Annotated in this window: 18 protein-coding genes; 6 read left to right on the forward strand and 12 right to left on the reverse strand. The window is 30.9% G+C overall.

What is annotated here, in order from left to right; translation table 11 throughout:
• Window positions 1–143: 143 nt before the first annotated feature.
• The 4 genes from ACULEV_RS15845 to ACULEV_RS15860 all read right to left on the reverse strand — a co-directional run bounded on the left by ACULEV_RS15845 (window position 144) and on the right by ACULEV_RS15860 (window position 3,672).
• Window positions 144–653 (reverse strand): acyl-CoA thioesterase, encoded by a 510-nt coding sequence (locus tag ACULEV_RS15845; RefSeq protein WP_445456018.1) that lies wholly within the window; start codon window positions 651–653, stop codon window positions 144–146.
• 66 nt (window positions 654–719) lie between these two features.
• On the reverse strand, window positions 720–1,649 hold the full coding sequence (locus ACULEV_RS15850; protein ID WP_445456019.1) for an HU domain-containing protein: 930 nt from the start codon (window positions 1,647–1,649) through the stop codon (window positions 720–722).
• 78 nt (window positions 1,650–1,727) lie between these two features.
• Window positions 1,728–2,411 carry a response regulator transcription factor gene (locus tag ACULEV_RS15855; protein WP_445456020.1) on the reverse strand — a complete coding sequence of 228 codons (684 nt, stop codon included), beginning with the start codon at window positions 2,409–2,411 and terminating at the stop codon, window positions 1,728–1,730.
• Window positions 2,404–3,672, reverse strand: a complete 1,269-nt coding sequence (locus ACULEV_RS15860; protein ID WP_445456021.1) for a sensor histidine kinase — start codon at window positions 3,670–3,672, stop codon at window positions 2,404–2,406. Before ACULEV_RS15860 ends, ACULEV_RS15855 begins: the two co-directional genes overlap by 8 nt.
• 143 nt (window positions 3,673–3,815) lie before the next feature.
• On the opposite strand from ACULEV_RS15860, the gene ACULEV_RS15865 reads away from it, so the two are divergent.
• From ACULEV_RS15865 to ACULEV_RS15880, 4 genes are all read left to right on the forward strand, one after another.
• Complete coding sequence (locus ACULEV_RS15865; RefSeq protein ID WP_445456022.1) at window positions 3,816–4,292, forward strand: DUF1573 domain-containing protein; 477 nt, start codon at window positions 3,816–3,818, stop codon at window positions 4,290–4,292.
• A 74-nt stretch (window positions 4,293–4,366) separates the two neighbouring features.
• Window positions 4,367–4,837 (forward strand): methylated-DNA--[protein]-cysteine S-methyltransferase, encoded by a 471-nt coding sequence (locus ACULEV_RS15870; RefSeq protein WP_445456023.1) that lies wholly within the window; start codon window positions 4,367–4,369, stop codon window positions 4,835–4,837.
• A 59-nt stretch (window positions 4,838–4,896) separates the two neighbouring features.
• Window positions 4,897–6,054, forward strand: a complete 1,158-nt coding sequence (locus ACULEV_RS15875; RefSeq protein ID WP_445456024.1) for a serine hydrolase domain-containing protein — start codon at window positions 4,897–4,899, stop codon at window positions 6,052–6,054.
• Window positions 6,055–6,077: 23 nt separating this feature from the next.
• Window positions 6,078–6,791 (forward strand): 3'-5' exonuclease, encoded by a 714-nt coding sequence (locus ACULEV_RS15880; protein WP_445456025.1) that lies wholly within the window; start codon window positions 6,078–6,080, stop codon window positions 6,789–6,791.
• Window positions 6,792–6,847: 56 nt separating this feature from the next.
• Here ACULEV_RS15880 and ACULEV_RS15885 read toward each other — a convergent pair whose 3' ends face one another.
• Entirely contained in the window at window positions 6,848–9,802 is a 2,955-nt protein-coding gene (locus ACULEV_RS15885) for a S8 family serine peptidase (protein ID WP_445456026.1), read from the reverse strand.
• Between the two features lie 151 nt (window positions 9,803–9,953).
• Between ACULEV_RS15885 and ACULEV_RS15890 the strand changes: the two genes are divergently transcribed.
• Complete coding sequence (locus ACULEV_RS15890; protein ID WP_445456027.1) at window positions 9,954–11,393, forward strand: nucleoside recognition domain-containing protein; 1,440 nt, start codon at window positions 9,954–9,956, stop codon at window positions 11,391–11,393.
• Between the two features lie 89 nt (window positions 11,394–11,482).
• Complete coding sequence (locus ACULEV_RS15895) at window positions 11,483–13,084, forward strand: fumarate hydratase (protein WP_445456028.1); 1,602 nt, start codon at window positions 11,483–11,485, stop codon at window positions 13,082–13,084.
• A 74-nt stretch (window positions 13,085–13,158) separates the two neighbouring features.
• Here ACULEV_RS15895 and ACULEV_RS15900 read toward each other — a convergent pair whose 3' ends face one another.
• The 7 genes from ACULEV_RS15900 to ACULEV_RS15930 all read right to left on the reverse strand — a co-directional run bounded on the left by ACULEV_RS15900 (window position 13,159) and on the right by ACULEV_RS15930 (window position 22,765).
• Window positions 13,159–16,062, reverse strand: a complete 2,904-nt coding sequence (locus ACULEV_RS15900) for a M4 family metallopeptidase (RefSeq protein WP_445456029.1) — start codon at window positions 16,060–16,062, stop codon at window positions 13,159–13,161.
• A gap of 139 nt (window positions 16,063–16,201) precedes the next feature.
• Entirely contained in the window at window positions 16,202–17,368 is a 1,167-nt protein-coding gene (locus tag ACULEV_RS15905; RefSeq protein ID WP_445456030.1) for a class I SAM-dependent rRNA methyltransferase, read from the reverse strand.
• 79 nt (window positions 17,369–17,447) lie between these two features.
• Window positions 17,448–18,107: a CoA transferase subunit B gene (locus ACULEV_RS15910; RefSeq protein WP_445456031.1), complete on the reverse strand. Its 660-nt coding sequence runs from the start codon at window positions 18,105–18,107 to the stop codon at window positions 17,448–17,450.
• Window positions 18,108–18,111: 4 nt separating this feature from the next.
• Window positions 18,112–18,810, reverse strand: coding sequence for a CoA transferase subunit A (locus ACULEV_RS15915; protein ID WP_445456032.1), 699 nt, complete (start codon window positions 18,808–18,810; stop codon window positions 18,112–18,114).
• 18 nt (window positions 18,811–18,828) lie between these two features.
• Window positions 18,829–21,120 carry a penicillin-binding protein 1A gene (locus ACULEV_RS15920; RefSeq protein ID WP_445456033.1) on the reverse strand — a complete coding sequence of 764 codons (2,292 nt, stop codon included), beginning with the start codon at window positions 21,118–21,120 and terminating at the stop codon, window positions 18,829–18,831.
• 3 nt (window positions 21,121–21,123) lie between these two features.
• On the reverse strand, window positions 21,124–21,615 hold the full coding sequence (locus ACULEV_RS15925; RefSeq protein WP_445456034.1) for a gliding motility lipoprotein GldH: 492 nt from the start codon (window positions 21,613–21,615) through the stop codon (window positions 21,124–21,126).
• The gene (locus tag ACULEV_RS15930; RefSeq protein ID WP_445456035.1) at window positions 21,596–22,765 is read right to left on the reverse strand and encodes a PSP1 domain-containing protein; all 1,170 of its coding nucleotides are present in this window, start codon (window positions 22,763–22,765) and stop codon (window positions 21,596–21,598) included. Before ACULEV_RS15930 ends, ACULEV_RS15925 begins: the two co-directional genes overlap by 20 nt.
• Between the last annotated feature and the right edge of the window lie 63 nt (window positions 22,766–22,828).

Below are 22,828 nucleotides of genomic sequence, written 5' to 3' on the forward strand. Positions count from 1 at the left end.
AAACTGTCCGAAAAATCAGGAAACTTGTCATTCTGTTCGCCTAGGCGAATCAGAATCTTATATAATTGATTTTCAATAGAATTTAGAATCTGAAACAAGTTCAGATTGACAAAAAAAATACTTTTCGGACAGCCTCTTTCTTTTTATGAAAATAAGGCTTTTAATTCGGTAGCTTCACTTGGCTTCATTTTACCAGCTAAAACTAAACTCAATTGCTTTCTTCTTAAAGCTGCCTCGTAACGTTCTTTTTCTAATTCTGTTTGTGGTTCTATAGGTGCTACTTGAATAGGTCTTCCAGTTTCATCAACTGCAACAAAGGTATAAATCGCTTCATTAGCTTTGTTTTTAATTCCAGATTCTCTATCTTCAATCCACACATCAATAAATATTTCCATAGAGGTATTAAAAGTTCTAGATACTTTTGATTCTACAGTTACTACACTTCCTAATGGAATAGCTCTATTAAAAGCAACGTGATTTACTGAAGCCGTTACACAAATTCTTCTAGAATGCCTTCTAGCAGTTATACTAGCTGCTCTATCCATACGAGCTAATAATTCTCCTCCAAAAAGATTGTTCAAAGGATTTGTTTCACCTGGCAACACTAAATCAGTTAAAGTAGTAAGTGAATCTGAAGGGTATTTTACTTGCATTGCTTTTTTATGCAAAGATAATAAGCAGAAACAATACAAAGCATAAAAAAATCCCAAAAAGGGATTTTAATTTATTAGAAGCCATGATTCTATACTGTCTTCCTTAAAAAGTTTTGTTTTTAATGATTCAGCCTCTTCAGAAGTTTTGAAACTTCCGTAAGCAACTGGAATTAACCCATATTTATTTTTTTCTAATATACGAGCTGGATATCCTTGCTCTATTAATAGATTTTGTGCTTTCTCAGCATTTATTTCACTTCTAAAAGCCCCTGCAATTAAATGATAAGGTCTTTTTTCTTCTTTTACAGCTAACTCCACTGTTGTAATAGGATTATCTATAAAAAAAGTAGCTTGTTGTATTCTGTTTTGAACTTCTTTTTGAACTTCTTTTTGAACTGTTAAAGTATCTGTTGCAACTTTCTGATCATATTGTATCTTATAAGCAGATAAACCCGCTCCTAAAAACAATGTAACTGCTGCAGCATACTTCAAGTAAGAATAGTTTTTCTTCTTTTCTGGAATTAAAACAATTGGTTTCTTTACTTCAAAAACTTCAACTTGCTTTAATAATGCTTCTCGCTTCATTTCTGGAGAAACAAAACTATTTAATCCAAAAGAAGATACTAAATAATTAACCGCATTTGACGGTTGAAACACCCAATTATACTCTCCATTCACATATATTTCTCCAATATTTTCTAACGAAATTTTATCTTTATTCTCTAAAGCAGAAATCCATGAATTTACTACTGAGGTAATTTTGATTACCGCATTTTCATAAGTAATTTTTTCTGAAAGAGAGATATGATTTGCTAGTAAACCATCATTGTTTTTAATATTACTATTAAATGAAATGACTTTTCTAGGTGGTAAAAAAGTGCTTGCGCTTCCACTAATATGTGCAGACTGAATTTCGGTAACGAAAGCACCAAAACCAGGAATAGTTACACACTGATAACGATATAATAATTCGGATATATATTTGTCTAATAACATAATTGCAAAGTTACTTAAACAATACTCTTTTCAAAATTTTATTAACAAATTTTATTAACAATTATAACTCATTAAAAATTAATCAATAACCATCTTAAAGCCTATCCTAGGTATGTTTTCAATTCTTACACTTGCCTCTTCTTTTAAAATTTTTCTAAGTCTAGAAATAAACACATCCAAACTTCTACCAGAAAAATAATCGTCATTTCCCCACAATGAAGTTAAAATTTTTTCTCTTTTTAAAACCGTATTTACGTTATCTAAAAACAATTTTAATAAAGAAGCTTCTCTTTCTGTTAATGTAATTTGCTTTTTATCATTTTTTAAGGAATAATTTTCAAATTCGAATTCAAACGATCCTAATATATATTTACTTTGAGATTTTTCAATATTTTTTTGACTTCTATTTAGGAAAATTTCAATTTTAAGAATCAATTCTTCTATAGAATAAGGTTTTACCAAATAATCATCAGCACCTAATTTTAGACCTTTAATTCTATCTTCTTTCATGGTTTTAGCCGATAAAAAAATAATAGGTATTTCTTTATTTCGTTTCCTTATTTCTGTTGCAATTTCAAAACCATCCATATCAGGAAGCATAATATCAAGCACACACAAATCAAATGTTTCATCACAAAATAGTTGGAATGCAGCTGAACCATTATTACAATGAACCACATCAAAATGCTGTTCTAAATTATCTGCTGTTAAAAACGCTAAGGTTTCATCATCCTCAACATATAAAATTCTTTTCTTACTCATGAATATCTGATTTTGGTATTTCAATTGTAATTCTTAATCCTGGATTAGCATTTTCTGCTTTTATTTTCCAACCATGCAATTGACCTATCTTTTTAACATAGGCTAATCCTATTCCAAACCCTTCAATTTCTTTACTGTCTTTTCTTTCTACTCTATAAAATTTATCAAAAATAAAAGGCAAATCTTTCTTAGGCACTCCATTGCCGTTATCTAAAATAACTATTGATATTGTTTTTTCATTTTCCAATAAAGAAATCTTTACAATGGGCTCTTTATCATTATATTTTACTGCATTTTCAATTATATTGTAAAGAATGTTGTAAAAATGGAATTCATCTGCTTTTATAATAGGCTTACTAGAAAAATCTAATTCAAATTCAATATTTTTTGTATATTTTAATAAAATATTCTCTTTTATAAGTTCTAAAACTTTCCTAAAATCAATATTAGTCTTACTTAATTCAATATTATTACTATCCGTCTTAGCTAATGATAGAATTTGTTCTATATGTTCATTTAATTTATTACTTTGCTTAATAATAATTTGAATGTATTTTGATAATCTAGGATTCTCTTTTATTTCTTTTTGATCATTAGCAAAATTAGAAGCTATTAAAATTGAGGCCAATGGAGTTTTGAACTCATGAGTCATATTATTAATAAAATCGTTTTGTAAAACCGTATATCTTTTTTGCTTTAACATTAACAAAACAGAGTAAACATATACTATTAATACCAAAAGCAAAACAATAGTATATAACCAATATTGCTTTAAACTTGTAAAGTAACTTTGTTTTAAAGTTGGAAAACGAACAGCAAAATAATAAATTAATTCATCATTTTTTGTAAAACAATCAACACACTTTTTACTAGGCTCGCTATTTAAGGTTATATAATTACCATAAACCATATTGTTAGATCCACAGTCATAAATTGCATATTCAAAATCTAAATCCAATTTAACTTTCGCAAATTCTTTTTTTAAATAAAATTCTAGTATATTATTTTCAAACACATCATTAACATTCACTACATAATAATTATGAGCTACTTTTTTTATTTGATTTGCTACAATTAATTCGGAATTATTATCCACATAAATGCGTTCCACAACGTCTAACAAAGCATAGTATATTTTGTCTTCAACTTCTTTTTTTTCAAAAGAGTAAGCTTGATTTAACAAAAACAATTGCATGACGACAACGCCTAAAATTGCAAGAAATCCAACTAAAATAACTATATTAAACCGTGTAAACTTCACTTTATTTTTTTTGTAATGGTACGAATTAAGTCAATTTGTTAAACATCATTAACAAGTCATTAACAATCATTACACATTAGTTAACAACAAAGTTAATATTACTTTTTAAATTTGCTTATCAAATAATTACAAAAACATTTAATATGAAAACGCTTAAACTATCAATTGTTGCATTATTCATTTGTTCTCTATCTTTTGCACAAGCAGTAGAAGCAAAAAAAGCTATAAGCAAAGCTCCAAACACAGTAGCTCCAGCTGCTGCTCAAACAAAAGCCTCTGCAATGAAATGGGATACTGAAACTCATGAATTTGGTGAAATTGAAAAAGGAAAACCAGCTTCTTATGAGTTTACATTTACAAATACGACTAAAGAAACCATATTAATTACAAATGTAAAGCCTTCATGTGGTTGTACTGCTGCGAATTATACAAAAACACCTATTAAACCAGGTGAAAAAGGAAGCATTACTGCAACTTACAATGCAGCATCTCCAGGAAATTTTACAAAAACTGTAACTGTTACTACTAGTGAAGAAGGAGCTGCACCTAAAGTGTTAATCATCAAAGGTAAAGTAAAAGCTGAAGAGAAAAGCGAAGAGAAATCAGTGATGTTCAAATAAGAAAACAACAATTTTTTTATATCTTACTTACGAAAAACCATCTTTTAATAAGATGGTTTTTTTATATTTATAGGATGCAAACAGTATTTATAAATACTCCATTAGGAACAGCTAAAATAAAAGGAGACGAAAAAGGCATTTCATTAATATCTATTAATGAAGAAGGAGAAATTTCAAAAAAAATACCTTTAGAATTAAAAGAAGCTGTTAATCAATTAAGAGAATATTTTGAAGGAAAACGCAAGGAATTTAACTTTGAATTAAATCCTAAAGGAACCGATTTCCAACAAAAAGTATGGAAAGTTCTTCTAAAAATACCATACGGAAAAACAACTTCCTACCTTGAATTATCTAAAACTCTTGGTGATGTAAAAGCAATAAGAGCTGTAGCTTCTGCAAATGGGAAAAATCCGCTTTGGATTGTTATTCCTTGTCACCGTGTAATTGGCTCTGATGGCTCACTTACTGGTTATGCTGGTGGCTTATGGAGAAAAAAATGGTTAATAGATCATGAAAATCCAATAAAACAACAAAGTCTTTTCTGAAAATTTTAAAAGCAAATACTTTTTCCTTACTTTTATGCTTATAATTCTATAAGCTAAACATGAAATTCCTTAAAAAATTCTTTAAATGGTTTGCAATTATTCTTGTTTCCATTATTATCTTGATGTACATTTTTGATGTTGATTATCTTTTAAGAGCAGTAAGAACAATTTATTTTAGAGGCTATACTACTGCCTTTTTAGAAGATTATACTCATTTCCCAAATAGAGAAATAAAAAAGGGAATTGCACAACCTTGGAATACATCAAAAGATTACAATACAATTACAGCAACGGAAACTTTAGAAAAAACGCATAGTGAACTAAAAACTGTTGCCTTTTTAATCATTCAAAATGACAGTATTGTTCACGAAAGTTATTTTGATAGCTACACAAAAGATTCCAAATCCAACTCGTTTTCAATGGCAAAGAGTGTTATCACTATGGCGTTAGGTAAAGCTATTATGGAAGGAAAAATAAAAAGTTTAGATCAAAAAGTAGTCGATTTTTTGCCTCAATTAAAAGGTAAATTTGCCAAAGAAGTTACGGTTGGCGATTTATCTTCTATGGCTTCAGGATTAAGCTGGGATGAAAAATATTACAGTCCGTTTTCAATTGTAACAAGAGCTTATTTTGACGATGATTTAAAAAAAGTAATATTAGGCTTAGAAATTAATGAAAAGCCTGCGCAATCTTTTAAATATTTAAGTGGAGCCACACAATTGCTTGCCATGTGTATAGAAAAAGCAACTGGAGAATATGTTTCCGATTATGTTTCCAAGAACTTTTGGCAACCCTTAGGAGCAGAAAATGATGCTTTATGGCAATTAGATCACGAACCAGATGGAATTGAAAAAGCTTATTGTTGTATCGCTAGTAATGCTAGAGATTTTGCTCGTTTAGGAAAATTATATTTAAATAATGGAAAATGGAATGGCAAGCAAATTTTAGATTCAACATTTGTCCAAAAGTGCATCACGCCTCGTTTCCCAGAAAGCCCACAATATGGTTATGGTTTTTGGATGCACACTATAAATAATAAAAAACTTTTCTATTTGAGAGGTCATCTTGGGCAATTTGTAATTGTTATTCCAGAAGATAATTTAATCATTGTTCGATTAGGTCACATAAAAGGATTGCAAACAGAAACTGATCCACATAGTAATGATTTATACACTTATGTAGAGGAATCGTATAAAATGATTAATCAAAGAAAATAGATAAAAGTAAAAAAATTGATTTTATGATTGAAAAAATCAACCTCAACAATATATTGTTCTTAGATATTGAAACGGTTCCAGAATATAATAGCTATTTGGGAATGGACGAAGAAACTAAGAAGCTTTGGGAAAACAAAACACAATACCAAAGAAGAGACGAAGTAACTGCAGAAGATTTTTATGAACGTGCAGGAATTTGGGCAGAGTTTGGTAAGATAATTACCATTTCAGTAGGATATTTTACCAATAAAGCGGATATCCGAAATTTTAGAGTAACTAGTTTTTGGGGTGAAGAAAAGAAAATTCTGCAAGATTTTTCAAACTTATTAAACACACATTTTAATCAACCTCAACATGTTTTATGTGGTCATAATGCTAAAGAATTTGATATTCCTTTCATGGCTCGTCGTATGATTATTAATAGCGTGGCTTTGCCAGACAAACTAAATTTATTTGGAAAAAAACCTTGGGAAGTACCTCATCTTGATACGTTAGAGCTATGGAAGTTTGGAGATTACAAACATTTCACTTCTTTAAAACTACTTACAAAAGTCTTGGGAGTTCCTTCACCAAAAGATGATATCGATGGTAGTGAAGTAGCTCATGTTTTTTATATTGAAAAAGACATTGACCGGATTATTACTTATTGTGAAAAGGATGTTATTGCAGTAGCACAAATCTTTTTACGCTTTCGAAGAGAAGATTTATTAGTAGATGATGAAATTATTCATGTATAAAACATAAAAAAGAGCTAAAAAATAGCTCTTTTTTTATACTCAATTTTTAAATAAATTTATCTTTTTATAATTACTTTTTTAATTGTTTTATCATTTCCATTTTTAATAGATAACAAATAAACACCCTCAGTTAAATTCTCAATATTTAAATGTACCGTCGAGCTTGTAGCGTCTTTTTCAACTATTACTCTACCTTGCATATCATACAAAGTATAATTTGTATTTCCTGATAAATTAGAGTCAAATAAAATAGTAATATTACTATTGGCTGGATTTGGGTATACATTAATTTTAGAAGAAAAATCATTAATAGTATTACTTAATGATTGTTCTAAATTACAAATTGAAAGTGTTACTGCATTAATAGAACCACCATCGCCATTAAAAGGATCAACAACTCTTACTATCCAAATACCGTCAGCACTTAATCCATTTAATGCACTTAAAGCTTCTTCTGGCTTAACTATACCTGTAATAGAAGGAACTGATGAACTACATATAAAATTACTTCCAGAATCGTCTAGAGTACAATTTATATCATCATTATTTCCACAAGGTTGATCAAATAACGTTATTATAGGACTACCAATTGATGCAGGTCCTTCTAAATAATATGTCATATCTTCAATATAAGTATGTGAAATATCTAAAGCTATATTAAGATCTCCTATTAACAATCCACCTGTTACTTCAATAGGAACCGATGCTGTGCTATTTGCTGTGCTTCCAATTATTGCATTTGAAAAATCTGATGCAGAAAATGAATAACCACAAGTTATAATACCTGTTCTGAAATTAAAAACAGTTGCATCTACTTCAGTAGCCATTCCACATCTATTTGAAGGAATAACTCTCCAATAATAATTAGTTTCTTCGGATAAATTAGTTAAGATATATTCCGAAGTTAAAATATCAGTTATATCTGCTATTAAAAAATTAAAATTAGAATCTGTGGAAACTTGCACATGAAAAGATTCTGCATTTACATCATTTTCCCAATCTAGAGTTACTGTTGTAGCTACTGTATCTTGATTATTAACAGGAGATATTAATACTGTAGGTTGGAAGATATTGGAATACAATTTTAATTGTTTTGTTCTTGTTTCAGTTTCTAGACCATTATCTCCTATAATACCAACAAAATATTCTCCAGGTTGCGCATTTGTCAATCCTGCTATTGTCATAGTTACAGTTCCGTTAGCACTTAAGCTTGTTGGACTAAAAACTGCATTTGCACCTATTGGTAATCCAATAGCAGAAAACGTAGTTGTTCCTGATCCTATTTGTTTGTACTCAAACTCATAAATAGCATTTTGATTATTACATAGTATTAAATCATCAGATTTTGATATCAAAGAAAAATTAGAACTTACACCAGTAACAACTAATGAGAAATTTTGATTTCCATTAACCAGATTTCCTTTATGGGTAACTGATACTAAATATTCTCCAGCAGAAGGATTATCAATTTTTATCTGTTCCACATTATCTACATTATTATCATCAACTCTCGTTGCTAAATTATTTGGGTCAGCTTGTAATCTCCATGGATAATAGGTTACACCGTCTTTAGTTATTTTAATATCTAAATTGTTAACTAAAACTGGAGTAGCATCATTTTCTACTGTATTAGTTTTTGCTTCTCCAGGAACATCAGTCCAAGTTATTGAAGCAATTAAAGGATTATTTAGATCTCCATTAGAAACAAAACTCATTGTAAAAGTTTCGTTTTGAGAAAGATTTTCTTCTGAAATCCATGAATCTAATCCATTATTAGTGATGGTTTGTGCCGCTTTTTTAGCATTCAATAATCCCCAACCAAATTTAGCATCAGGACCAGCATTTCCAGCATCATCAGCTGTATGACAAGCTAGCCCTTTTAAAGTAGCCGCCTTCATAAAATTATTCGTTACATTTTTATGATGTTGTTGCAATAACAATAACGTACCAGTCACATTAGGACTTGCCATAGATGTTCCAGTCAAACTTGCTGTAGCTGTATCTGATGTACTTGTTGTTGATGTCAATGATGTTCCATTTCCAGTAATATCTGGCTTAATTCTCCTGTCATCCGTTGGTCCTTGGCTACTTGAAGAATTAATATTTACACTAATTAATGTTCCATCTGCAGTTACATTTGCGTCTTGAGCGTTTGCAACTATTAATGTGTTTTTAGATGTTTTATCACCTGTTAATTTATCAAAACCAAATGAGATAGGATTTAAATTATCATTATTATTACCCTCATTACCTGCAGACATGACTGTTAAATAATAAGGTGCTAAATAAGCAATTTCATCCCAGTTTCTTGCTGCACTTGTATAAGCGCCTATATACCAAGCTGGCTGAACAGTTCCTGAACCACTTGTAATTGGCACACCATAAGAATGGTTTGAAATTAACATTCCATCAAGAACCTCGCTAGAAGCTTCACTTTCGTCATTTGTCCAATTAAATGTTCTAGCAGTAGCTTGGTAAGCCATCCCTTTAGCTGTAGCTGAAGAATTAGATGCAATTACTGTACCTGTAACATGTGTTCCATGTGCAGTATATGTTGTTCCAGAAAGGTCATCAACAGTAGTTACTCTTCCTTCAAATAAAGTATGTGAACGTCTTACAGTTCCACCATCCCAAACTCTAGCAACCATCCCTTGCCCATTCAAATTTAAGCCTAACGTTCCTCCTGAATTTAAATGAATTGCTCTTGTAGATTTAGCAGCATTAGCATTAGTAGTTGCATAATAAATAGGAAAACCATCTGGAGTTAATTTCATTAATTCTTGAAAAGAGCCATCTTCTCCATATATGAAAATTGGCCAACCCATTTCTTTTGCTTTTTCAATGGCAATTTCTTTTTCTTTTTTTTCTATACTCTCAAAATAAATGATTTTTTCCTTTATTTTTTGAACATCATAACTTTTAACAATCTTAGAAATATCTTCTTTTGTTTGAGAAAAAGAAAGTGAGGTTAAAAAAATAAATGATATTGTTTTTAGTATTTTTTGTTTCATTTTATAAATCAATGGATTAAGGAATCAAATTAAACTTTTTTATAAATATATAAAATCAATTTATAAATAAAAATTAATACTGTCTTTTGCTAAACAAATGTTTTAGAATAATTTTATCTCATAAATTGTATATTTACAAAAATTCAGTTTTATGGTTTTAAGTAGATTTTGGTTAGCGATATTTGTTTTCTCTATTACATTTATTATAATTGGTTTGTTTACCAATAAATATTATTCAATTGATTATGTTTTAAATGGTAAAAAAGATGAGCCAATTTTAATTTCTGAAAAATATTTAAAAGATATTCCTCAATTTGTCCAAGACAGTATTCAAAAATCTACAGATAAAATTTTTATTTTAAATAGAAATACTAAAGACGCTGATACTAGTTATATTTATAATAAACAAACTGTAAAAATATACAGTGGTGTACAACAATCTGATGGATTGTTACCTATGTGCAAAAGTAGTTTATTGGATTTAATACTTCCCTTAATTGCTTATTTAGCTTTTTTCTGTGGCATAATGGAATTGCTTATTATCTCAGGTGCTTCTGAAAAATTAGCTAAGAAATTAAGTCCCATGTTTGCCAAAGTATTTCCCTCTATACCAAAAAGCCACGAATCAATTTCCTATATGACTTTGAATTTTGCAGCTAACTTTTTAGGATTAGATTCAGCGGCTACACCTTTTGGTTTAAAAGCCATGCAAAGTTTGCAAGAATTAAATGAAGATAAAGATAAAGCGAGTGATGCTCAAATTATGTTTATGTGCTTACATGCAGCTGGTTTGACTTTAATTCCTACATCAATTATTGGTTATCGAGCTGCTGAAAATGCAGCGAATCCTGCTGATGTGATGTTACCTTGTATAATTACATCGTTTGTTGGAACAATTGCTGCCTTTTTATTAGTTGGTATAAAACAAAAAATCAATTTTAAGAGTGTTTCTTTATTAGCTGTTTTAATGGGATTAATTGGAGCAATTATTGGTTTATTATTCTACGTTAATACTTTAGATTTAATAGGTAAAAATTATTTCACAGCGAATTTATCAGGTGTTTTATTATTGGCAATTATTGGTTTTACTTTAGTTTTTTCCTTTATTAATGAAAGGAAATTCACGACTCAAAAGACTACTATGTTTGACACTTTTGTTGTAGGTGCTAATAACGGTTTAAAAACTGGAGTCATGATTTTTCCTTATGTAATGGGAATGCTTGTAGCAATTTCACTTTTAAGAAATAGTGGTTTGTTTGAAATTATCAGTCATGGTATTTCTTTTATTTTTTCTCATATGGGTGTTTCCAAACAAATTACCGATTCACTTCCTGTTGCCTTATTAAGACCTTTTAGTTCTGGTGGTTCAAGAGGATTTATGATTGATGCAATGCGTACTTTTGGACCAGATTCTTTTGCTGGTCGTTTAAGTTGTATTTTTCAATGTAGTGCCGAAACCACTTTCTATGTAATTGCTGTTTATTTTGGCTCTGTAAGTATTAAAAATACGCGATACACACTAGGAATGATGCTTTTAGTTGACTTAATTTGTGTGATTACTGGTGTTTTAGTGGCTAGTTGGTTTTTTTAGTAACTAAATTCATAATAATAGTTTTGTACGAATAGAAATTTCTCTAATCACTGCACTTTTCTTAACTTTACGCTTCAAAAAACAACACAATGGATTTTATATACCAAGACCCATATCCTATTGAAAAGGATGATACACAATACAAAAAAATTACCTCAGACTATGTGAAAGTAGAAAAGTTAGGTGACAGAGAAATTCTAACAATTGACCCAAAAGGGCTTGAATTACTTGCTGAAATAGCAATGAATGATGTTTCATTTATGTTGCGTACCAAGCATTTAAAAAGCTTAGAAAATATTTTAAATGATCCTGAAGCCACCGATAACGACCGATTTGTAGCCTATAATTTATTACAAAATGCAGCTGTTGCTGTTGAGGGAGAATTACCTTCTTGTCAGGATACAGGAACAGCTATTGTAATGGCAAAAAAAGGAGAAGATGTATACACAGGTGTGAATGATGCAGAATGGTTATCAAAAGGTATTTTTAACACTTATGAGAAGAAAAATCTTCGCTATTCTCAAATTGTACCTATTAGCATGTTTGAAGAAAAAAATTCGGGTTCAAACTTACCAGCACAAATTGATATTTATGCCAAAAAAGGAAGTTCATATGAATTTCTATTTTTAGCAAAAGGTGGTGGTTCAGCCAATAAAACCTTTTTATACCAACAAACAAAATCACTTTTGAATGAAAAATCAATGGAAACTTTCATTCGAACAAAAATTAAAGATTTGGGAACTTCTGCTTGTCCTCCTTATCATTTAGCTTTAGTTATTGGAGGAACATCAGCAGAAGCTAATTTGGCTACTGTAAAAAAAGCTTCAGCAGGTTATTTTGACAATCTTCCTACATCAGGAAATCTAGCAGGTCAAGCTTTTCGTGATTTAGAATGGGAAAAAAGAGTACAAGAAATTTGTCAGGAAAGTGCAATTGGAGCACAATTCGGTGGAAAATACTTTACACATGATGTTCGGGTTATCCGTTTACCAAGACATGCTGCTTCTTGCCCAGTTGGATTAGGAGTTTCATGTTCTGCAGATAGAAATATTAAAGGTAAGATTACCAAAGAAGGTATTTTTGTAGAACAATTAGAAATCAATCCAAGACAGTTTTTACCAGAAATTGCTCCTCATTTACAACCAGCAGTTGAAATTGACTTGAACAGACCTATGTCAGAAATTTTAGCTGAATTAACTAAATACCCTATTAAAACACGTTTAAAATTAAACGGAACTGTTATAGTTGCCCGTGACATTGCGCATGCAAAGATTAAAGAATTATTAGATTCGGGTAAACCAATGCCAGAATATTTCAAAAATCATCCTGTTTATTATGCTGGACCAGCTAAAACACCAGAGGGAATGCCTTCAGGAAGTTTCGGGCCTACAACAGCAGGTAGGATGGATGTATATGTAGATGAATTTCAAGCTGCTGGAGGAAGCATGATTATGTTAGCCAAAGGAAATCGTTCTCAACAGGTTACAGATGCTTGTTTAAAACATAAAGGCTTTTATTTAGGTTCAATTGGAGGTCCTGCAGCAATTTTAGCACAAGATAATATTTTAAAAGTAGAGGTCGTAGACTTCGAAGAATTAGGAATGGAAGCTGTTCGTAAAATTACGGTTAAAGATTTTCCAGCTTTTATTATTACTGATGATAAAGGAAATGATTTTTTTGCTAACTTATAATTATTAGAAAATAAAAGAGGCTACAAATTGTAGCCTCTTTCTTTTAACATAACTAACTTAACCTAATTAATTCTTTATTCTTTAATGAATTTCTTAGTTATTTTTTCTTTGTAAGTATTAAGTTCTACAACATAAATTCCTCCATTTAAAGAACCTACATTTATTTGGTCGTTTTCAATCTGACCTTGTAAAACTAATTGTCCCATTACATTATATACTTTATAATCTTTCATTCCATCATTAGAAATCACATTTAAAATATTTCCTTTAACAGGATTTGGATACATTGCAAAATCAACATTTTTACTTGTTTCAGTAATAGTAGAAACGTTAGAAATTAAACCTGTAGTTCCCACACAAAAGTTAGTTGATTCACTTGATCCAAATGAACCACCACTAGCTAGCGTAGTTCCATTTGAAGTAACTGAATAACTTCCGTTTCCATAAGAACAACAAATACCATCTCCATAGCTATCATTTATTTTAAATGTATAACAACCAGCTGCTAAACATTTAGTAATAGTTAATGAAGAACCATCTGCTTGACTTCCATAAGTTCCGCCTGATTCTACTACTTGATTGCTTGAGTTTAAAATTTGCCAGCTTGTTTCTTCTGGATAATTATCAAAAACGAAATTGATATTTACATTAGTACATGTAGGAGGATTGATTGTTCCTGTTGATAATGCCACATCATCAACAGCAATATCGCCTTGCCAAGTTGTTCCTGTTGAACCCACAAACCTTAATTGAACTGTTGAACCTGTATATGAAGCTAAATTAACTGATGCAGAAAGCCAAGAATTTCCTTGATTACCTGATTGAGTCCAAACATCTGTCCACGAAGTACCATTTGTACTTACTTGTAGTTTTAAACCTCCCATACCAGTAGCTCCATACATATGATATTTAAAAGTAAAAGTTGCAGCTGATGCTCCACTTAAATTATAACATGGAGAATTAAGAATTGTTGTTTTATTTGAATAATTTGGGCTAGAAGCTTCTACATACACATAATATGATCCTTGAGCAGCACTTGATGGCCCAGTATCACTAGATGGAGTTCCATTTGCATCAACAATCCAATCGAAATCATCACCTGAACCTTGAGACCAAGCTCCTAAAGTATTTTCAAAACCTTCAGAATATGGGAATGAAGTAATAGTTGTTGAACATGTAGTTCCACCTCCACCACCAGAGTATTCAGAACCAATTCCTACTGCATAAAAAGCATTTGTAGTTGCAATTACTTCTGCAGAACCTGCTCCATATAAATCTACTGCAGCTTGAATTCCATAAGTCCTTGCATTTGCAAATGTTGAATTAGCTGATAAATATACACTCTCTAAGCGATAAGCAATTTTTGCTGCTTTATCAATAGATATTCCTGTAACACTATAACTATTTCCTATATCATTTGTCCCAGATTTTCCAACAGACAAAATATAAAACCAATGATTTAAAACGCCACTATTTCTATGTACACCACAGTAATCATTTGATTGAGTTGGTGTTCCACAGTTTGGATTGCTCCAATATGTTCCGCCATAAGTATCAGGTTGACCTTCACTATTTGGATCACTCATAGATCGAAGTGCTGCATGACCAGAACGACGCTCAATATCTTCTCCAATCAACCATGGACTTTTATTAGGTGCTGCATAATATTCTACAGTAGCTCCCCAAATATCCGAAAATGCTTCATTTAACGCACCTGATTCTCTTTGATAAGCAAGGTTAGCTGTATAAGTACAAACTGCATGACCAATCTCATGAGCAGCCACATCTAAAGAAGTTAAAATATCAAAATAGGTTCCACTTCCATCACCATAAGTCATTCTTGATCCATCCCAAAATGCATTATCATAATTAGAACTATAATGCACATAACTATTTATGGCAGCTCCAGAATTATTGAAACTATTTCTATTGTGAACTGCACTCCAATAATCATATGTTTTTTCTGCTCCCCAATGTGCATCTAGAGCACCATTATCTTTATTTGCAGAATGTTCCGCTGTCGTCCAATTATTATCATTATCAGTAAAGTTGACTGCAGAATTATAATTTGTCCCTGTATTTAAGTCATAAGTATTAACCCCGTTTCCTCTTGTGTTATCTCTTAAAATATAACTACTTCCACTAAGAGTAGTTTCAATACTTTGACTACCACTATATCTTGTAGCTGCTGTTCCAGAAACTAATGCTTCAAAAGTCTTTGTAATTTTTTCAGCATTATTATTTTCTGAGCAAATATGTTTTTCAGTAAATAGATGAGCTGAACCATGTCCAAAATTTGTTGCATGTTTTATAGTTGCATTGTAAAATAATACTTTACCATTTTTTGCATCTATATATACATCAGCTCTACTTACAGGATTGATAGCATAAATGTCAAATTTATAAGCCAATAATAATTCTGGTTGTGTTCCTTCTATATTAACATCTTTTAAATCTGGCAATAAAACCAATTCCCCTTGTGGCTTAGAATATCCAATTAAAGAAGCCTCATTTTTATTATCCCATAAGAAAGAGGTGCTTGATGTAGTTCTTTTTGCAAAATCTAATGCTTTAGTTGCACTAATTGTTGGATTAACATCAATTTTTGTTGGGTTGTATACTTCGCCATTCATAGAAACAATTCTACCGCCTTTAGAATTGATTGTGTAAGTAGCAAATTCTACCTTAACATTATTATAATATAATTGAAATTTTTCATGAAGTAAACCAAGATTATCTATTTCTTCTTTTATTTTCTGAAAAGAAAATCCGTTCTTAAGTTTTAAATTTTCCTTCAAAATGCTTTGAAAATTAGAAGAAGATAAATTGGATTCTTCATTAAAGATGATTAAAGTAGGTTGTCCTTTTTCATCAAAAAATTTCTCTTTAATATTTCTATCTACTTCTTGTGCTTGAGATAGAAATGAAAAAGAAGTAAGCAAAGACAATGCTAATGCTTTTCGTAATTTGTTTTTCATAATTGTTTAATTGTTAATGATTAGTTAAAAACAAATGTAACATTTTTTTAACATTAAAAATTATAGAAAAAGTGTATTTTTTGTTAAAATATAATAAAAAATTATTTTATACTCATAAAAAAACACAAAAACATAAAAATTATTCAACAAATAACACCAATCCTTTTAAGTAATGTCCTTCTGGATGGTATATATTAGTAGGATGATCTGGGCCTTGCCCTAATTTATGCAATACTCTAATATTTCTTCCAGTTTCTATGGCAGCCGCAGCTACAGTATTGTAGAATAAGACATCATCAATTACTTGAGAACAAGAAAAAGTAAACAACACTCCTTTAGGAGCTAAAGCCTTGATTCCAGCTATATTTAATCTTTTATAGGCTTGTGTCGCTGTATGTTTATTTTTAATATTTTTTGCAAAAGCAGGTGGGTCTAATACAATAACATCATATTGCTTAGCATGTTCTTTCATGAATTCAAAAACATCTGAAGCTACTGCTGTATGGTTAGAATCTGGAAAATTTAATTGCATGTTTTTTTCAGCTAATTCTACAGCTTTTTGAGAAATGTCTACAGAAGTTACCAATTCTGCACCAGCATGCATTGCATAGATAGAAAAACCACCTGTATAACAAAAGGTATTCAATACTCTTTTATTTTTGGAAAACTCACCAAGCAATTTTCTATTTTCCCTTTGATCTAAGAAAAAGCCAGTTTTTTGACCTTCAACCCAATTCACCTGAAAGTGAATATTATTTTCTTTAGCAATTGTTTCTGATTGACTACCTAACAAGAAAAAATCTTTGCCTGTGTTAGGAAGTGTTCCACTACTTTTACAATAAATTGTTTCACAAAATTCTTGAAAAGTATTTTTTATAGCTTCAGCGATAGCTTCTACCTGCAAATATATGCCTGAGGAATGTGCTTGTATAACCCAATTTTTATTATAGTAATCAATAATTAACCCTGGAATGCCATCACCTTCACCATGAATAACCCGAAAGGCATTTGTACTGTTTAAATCCAATAATTTTAAACGTAGTTCCCAAGCTGATTTTAATTTATTTTGCCAAAAATTAGCATCAAAAATTTCATTCCCAAAAGTTAAAAGACGTACAACAATACTTCCTCTATCGCTAAAAAAACCTGTTCCTAAATGTTTACTTGCATTATCCACAACCTCAACCATTTCTCCATCTTCAACTTCCCTACTTACTCCATAAACCGCCCCACTAAAAACCCAAGGGTGACGTCTTAAAATCGATTTTTCTTTTCCCTGTTTTAAAATTATTTTTGGATAGCTCATATCTTAAAAATTAGCCACAATTCACGAATGAATTTCAGTGAATTGTGGCTTTGTTATTTATTTATTATTATTTTACTATTTAACCTATATTCATTTCAGGAATATCTCCTTCAATAATTAAACTACCTTCTGTTGCTTTTTTAATTTCTTCGACAGAAACTCCAGGAGCTCTTTCTAATAGTTTAAAACCTTTATCTGTAACTTCTAGTACTGCTAATTCTGTAACAATTTTTTTAACACACCCTACTCCTGTTAAAGGCAAAGAACATCTTTTTAAAAGTTTAGATTCCCCAGCTTTATTAACATGCATCATCGCAACAATAATATTTTCGGCAGAAGCCACCAAATCCATTGCTCCACCCATACCTTTTACCATTTTTCCTGGTATTTTCCAGTTAGCAATATCTCCATTTTCGGCAACTTCCATAGCGCCTAAAATAGTTAAATCTACTTTTTGACTACGAATCATGCCAAAGCTAAAAGCAGAATCAAAAAAACTCGCACCAGGCAAAGTTGTAATAGTTTGTTTTCCTGCATTTATAATATCTGCATCTTCTTCTCCTTCAAAAGGAAAAGGTCCCATTCCTAAAACACCATTTTCACTTTGAAATTCAACTGAAATATCTTCACGAACATAATTAGCTACCAATGTAGGAATTCCTATTCCTAAATTAACATAATAACCGTCTTTTACTTCTTTTGCAATTCGTTGTGCTATTTGATTTTTATCTAAAGCCATAATATTATTTTTGTCTTACAGTACGTTGTTCGATTCTTTTTTCAAATTTCTCTCCTTGAAAAATACGATTTACCATAATTCCTGGAATGTGTATTTCATTTGGATCTAACGTCCCTGCTGGAACTAATTCTTCCACTTCTGCAATGGTAATCTTAGCGGCACCAGCCATTACAGCATTAAAATTTCTAGCTGTTCCTTTAAAAATTAAATTTCCTGCTTCATCTCCTTTCCATGCTTTAACAATTGAAAAATCAGCTTTAAAAGCTAATTCCATTACATGCATCTTATCATTGAACTCTCTAGTTTCTTTTCCTTCTGCTACTTCTGTACCATATCCGGCTGGTGTAAAAAAAGCAGGTATTCCAGCCTGAGCAGCTCTACATTTTTCAGCCAAAGTTCCTTGTGGTGTTAATTCTACCTCTAATTCACCTGAAAGCATTTGACGTTCAAATTCCGCATTTTCTCCTACATAAGAAGAAATCATTTTTTTTATCTGACGATTCTGCAATAACAGTCCTAATCCAAAATCATCTACACCTGCATTATTAGAAATACACGTAAGATTTGTTGTTTTTTTATTTACTAATTCAGCAATACTATTCTCTGGAATTCCACAAAGACCAAAACCACCTAACATTATTGTCATACCGTTTTCAATTCCTTGTAAGGCCTCACTAACATTTTTTACTGTTCTTTTAATCATAATCTATTTTCTTTTATTTCAAAAATCGAATTCTTCCATATCTACAGCTTCAACATCAGTTGAATCTATAACTGTTCCTGCTGTTGAACAATCTACTCTAATAGAAATTTTATCAGGCTTTTCAAAGGCTTCTTTAGAAATTTTTAATTCTTTATCTTTATAACATTTATCCATAAACAAACCCCAAATTGGTAAAGCCATACAAGCTCCTTGTCCATAAAGTGTTCTTCTAAAATGAGCTGCTCTATCTTCATTTCCAACCCATATACCTGCGGAAAGATTTGGCACTGTACCTATAAACCATCCATCTGAATTATTTTGCGTAGTTCCTGTTTTTCCCGCAATTGGATTACTAAATCGGTATTTATAATTTGTTAATCCATTTACTGAGCCTCCTCTTAAACGTGCTCCAGTACCAGATTCTGTAACTCCTTCCATTAATTTAATAATAGCATAAGCTACATCCCTATTCATAACATCTTTTGATTGTGGAATAACTTGATCTAAAATTACTCCATTTTTATCTTCAATTCTCGTAATAAATGTTGGCTTTATATAAACTCCTTGATTAGCAAATGTACTAAATGCTCCAACCATTTCTTTTACTGTAATATCTACAGCTCCTAATGCAATAGCTGGTGTAACAGGAATTTCAGTAGTTACTCCAAGATCTCGTGCCATATCAACTACAGCTTGAGGACCAACTCGGTCCATTAACTTTGCTGAAACAGGATTTAGCGAATTAGCTAAAGCTTTTTTCAATGTCACCATTCCTTTAAAATTTCCTCCATCATTAGTAGGAGACCATGCTTTTGAAATACCCCATTTCCCTCTTGGCATAGTAAATGGTCCATCAATAATAGAATCGCAAGGAGACATTCCTAATTGTTCAATTGCTGTTGAATAAACAAAAGGTTTAAAAGTAGAGCCTACTTGTCTTGCTCCTTGTCCTACGTGATCATACTGGAAATACTTATGATTTATTCCTCCAACCCAAACTTTAACATGACCTGTCTGGGGTTCCATAGCCATCATTCCAGTTTGTAAGAAATGTTTATAATATCTAATAGAATCTCTTGGAGTCATTATAGTATCTTTTTCACCTTTCCAAGTAAATATTTTCATTTTTGCTTTTACTTCAAAAGATTTTAAAATCTCAGCTTCCGATTTTCCATCTTCTTTTAAAATTCTCCATCTTTCGGAGTTTTTCATCGCACTTTTAATGATTTTTTCCGTTTCATCATCAGTAATTCTAATAAAAGGTGCGTTTTTCTCTTTTTTAGCTAGCTCAAAAAATTTAGCTTGTAAAATGGTTAAATGTTCTTCTACTGCTTCTTCTGCATATTTTTGCATACGCGAATCTATAGTAGTGTATATTTTTAAACCATCTCTATAAATATCATATTCCGAACCATCTTCTTTTTTATGATTTTTAACCCAATCTTTCATATACACCTTTAGGTATTCTCTAAAATAAGTAGCAATACCTTCATTGTGACTTTCTGGTTTAAAATCTAAAACAACTGGCTTGCTTTTTAATTCTTCTTTTTTAGCTTCATCCAAAAAACCACTTCTTACCATTTGCCCTAAAACAGTATTTCTTCTATCGAGCACTAAATTTTTTCTAGTATCTCTATTTGGATTATACAAAGAAGGGTTTTTTAACATTCCTACAAAAACTGCAGCTTCTTCTGTAGTTAAATTTTTTGGTTCTTTATTAAAGTAAATTTTTGAAGCGGAACGAATTCCTATCGCTCCATTAACAAAATCAACTTGATTAAGATACATAGCAATTATCTCCTTCTTAGTATATTGACGTTCTAAACGAGTTGCAATAATCCACTCTTTTATTTTTTGAATTATTCTTAGAACAATATTTTTAGATCCATCACTACCATGAAATAAATTCTTTGCTAATTGCTGGCTAATTGTACTTGCTCCACCTCCTTTACCAAGCATTACTATTGCTCTCAAAGTCCCTCTTGCATCGATACCTGAATGTTCATAAAAACGTTCATCTTCTGTAGCTACTAAAGCATTTACTAAATCCTTTGGCAAATCTTCGAAAGTGACAGGAAGTCTATTTTGAGCATAAAATTTTCCTAAAACCACCCCATCAGAGGACATAATTTCTGTAGCAATATTAGAGTCTGGATTTTCTAATGTTTCAAAGGTTGGCATTGCTCCAAAGAAGCCCCAAGATGCAAATAGAAATAGTAATACAACAAAACCTAATCCAAATAAAAAGGTTTTCCAAAAAATTTTTATATACCTAGAAAAGTCGTTATTTTCTTTTTTCTTTGTAGCCATATATTATTTTATTTTTTCAATTCTAAATCCTACGTCTGTTACCCCATTTAATTCTTCAACACCTGTAACACTCCCTGTTTCTCTGAGAGCTTGCTGAATTTCTATAGTATAATTTCCTTTTTGTTTAAACACAAAATTTTCTTGGTACCACAACTTACTCTCTTTAACATCTGAGAAACCTTCTCCCATAAGAGAACCATCAGGATTTGCCATAGCATATTCTAAAGTATCAATTTTAACCAAACTATCAGGTTGTTTTAGAGTCACGATTACAAATAAATTATTAAAAGAATATTCGTTATTGTTTCTTATATTCAAAAATAAATTATAAGGATTAATAGTATCATTCTGATTGAATGTAAATCGAATGACATCTTCTTTTTTCCATTTACCGCTTAAAGCTTTATATTCATCAAATACTCTTTTCTCATCACATGAAAAAAAGAGTATTACAACCATTATAAGCCATACTATTTTACTCCTTCTTAGGGTCATTTTTAAAATTTGTTGGTTTACGACGTTTTTTATTTTTATTGTTTTTCTTTTTAGGTTTTTGGTCAAAACGAGTTAGACTATCCTGACCAACAACATTTTGAAAGTTTTTTTCAATTTCTTTTGTAGTTTCTACAACAAAATCTTCAATTGCAGATACTCTAATTTTCTGTTTGTTTTGAGATAAAATTTCTTTCACATCTGCAACTGATAAAACATGCCAATGTGCAGGTTGATTTTCGTAAGAAAACCACATTAATTCTTTAAAAATATCTACTTTTTGACAATTTGCATTTCCTTTTTCTGTGTAAAGTTTAGTGTCTAAATCAGGAAAATCTTTTAATGCATCTAAGTACGTGTCTAGTTCATAATTCAAACAACATTTTAACTTTCCACATTGTCCTGCTAATTTTTGAGGGTTTAGAGACAATTGTTGGTAACGAGCAGCTGAAGTATTTACACTTCTAAAATCGGTTAGCCAAGTTGAACAACACAATTCTCTTCCACAAGAACCTATTCCTCCTAAACGAGACGCTTCTTGACGAAAACCTACTTGCTTCATTTCAATACGAATACTGAATTCTCTAGCAAAATCTTTAATTAACTGACGAAAATCGACCCTGTCATTTGCAGTATAATAAAATGTAGCTTTAGAACCATCACCTTGAAATTCTACATCAGAAATTTTCATTTCTAGATTAAGAGAAATTGCAATTTCTCTAGCTCGCATTCTTACTTTTTCTTCTTTATTTCTTGCTTCACTCCAAATATCGATATCCTTTTGAGACGCTTTTCTGTAAATTTTTGGAAGCTCACTATCTACCCCTACATTTTTCTTTTTCATTTGAATTTTAACTAATTCTCCTGCTAAAGAAACAATACCTACATCATGCCCTGGGGATGCTTCTGTTGCTACAATATCTCCCATAGACAAAGTTAATTTTTCAGGGTTTCTAAAAAATTCTTTCCTTCCATTTTTAAATCTTATCTCTACACAACTAAAAGGTTCTTGACCTTGTGGTAAAGTCATATTGGATAACCAATCGAAAACTGTTAATTTATTGCAGCTACCTGTGCCACATGATCCTTTATTGCCACATCCTTTAGGAACACCATCTGTTGTTGTTCCTGTCGAACAGTTATTACATGCCATAATTTGAATATATATTGATTGCGCTTAAACAGCACTACTTGTCTAAAACGTATTTTGAGTGTA

The sequence above is a fragment of the Flavobacterium sp. HNIBRBA15423 genome, from assembly GCF_052655965.1.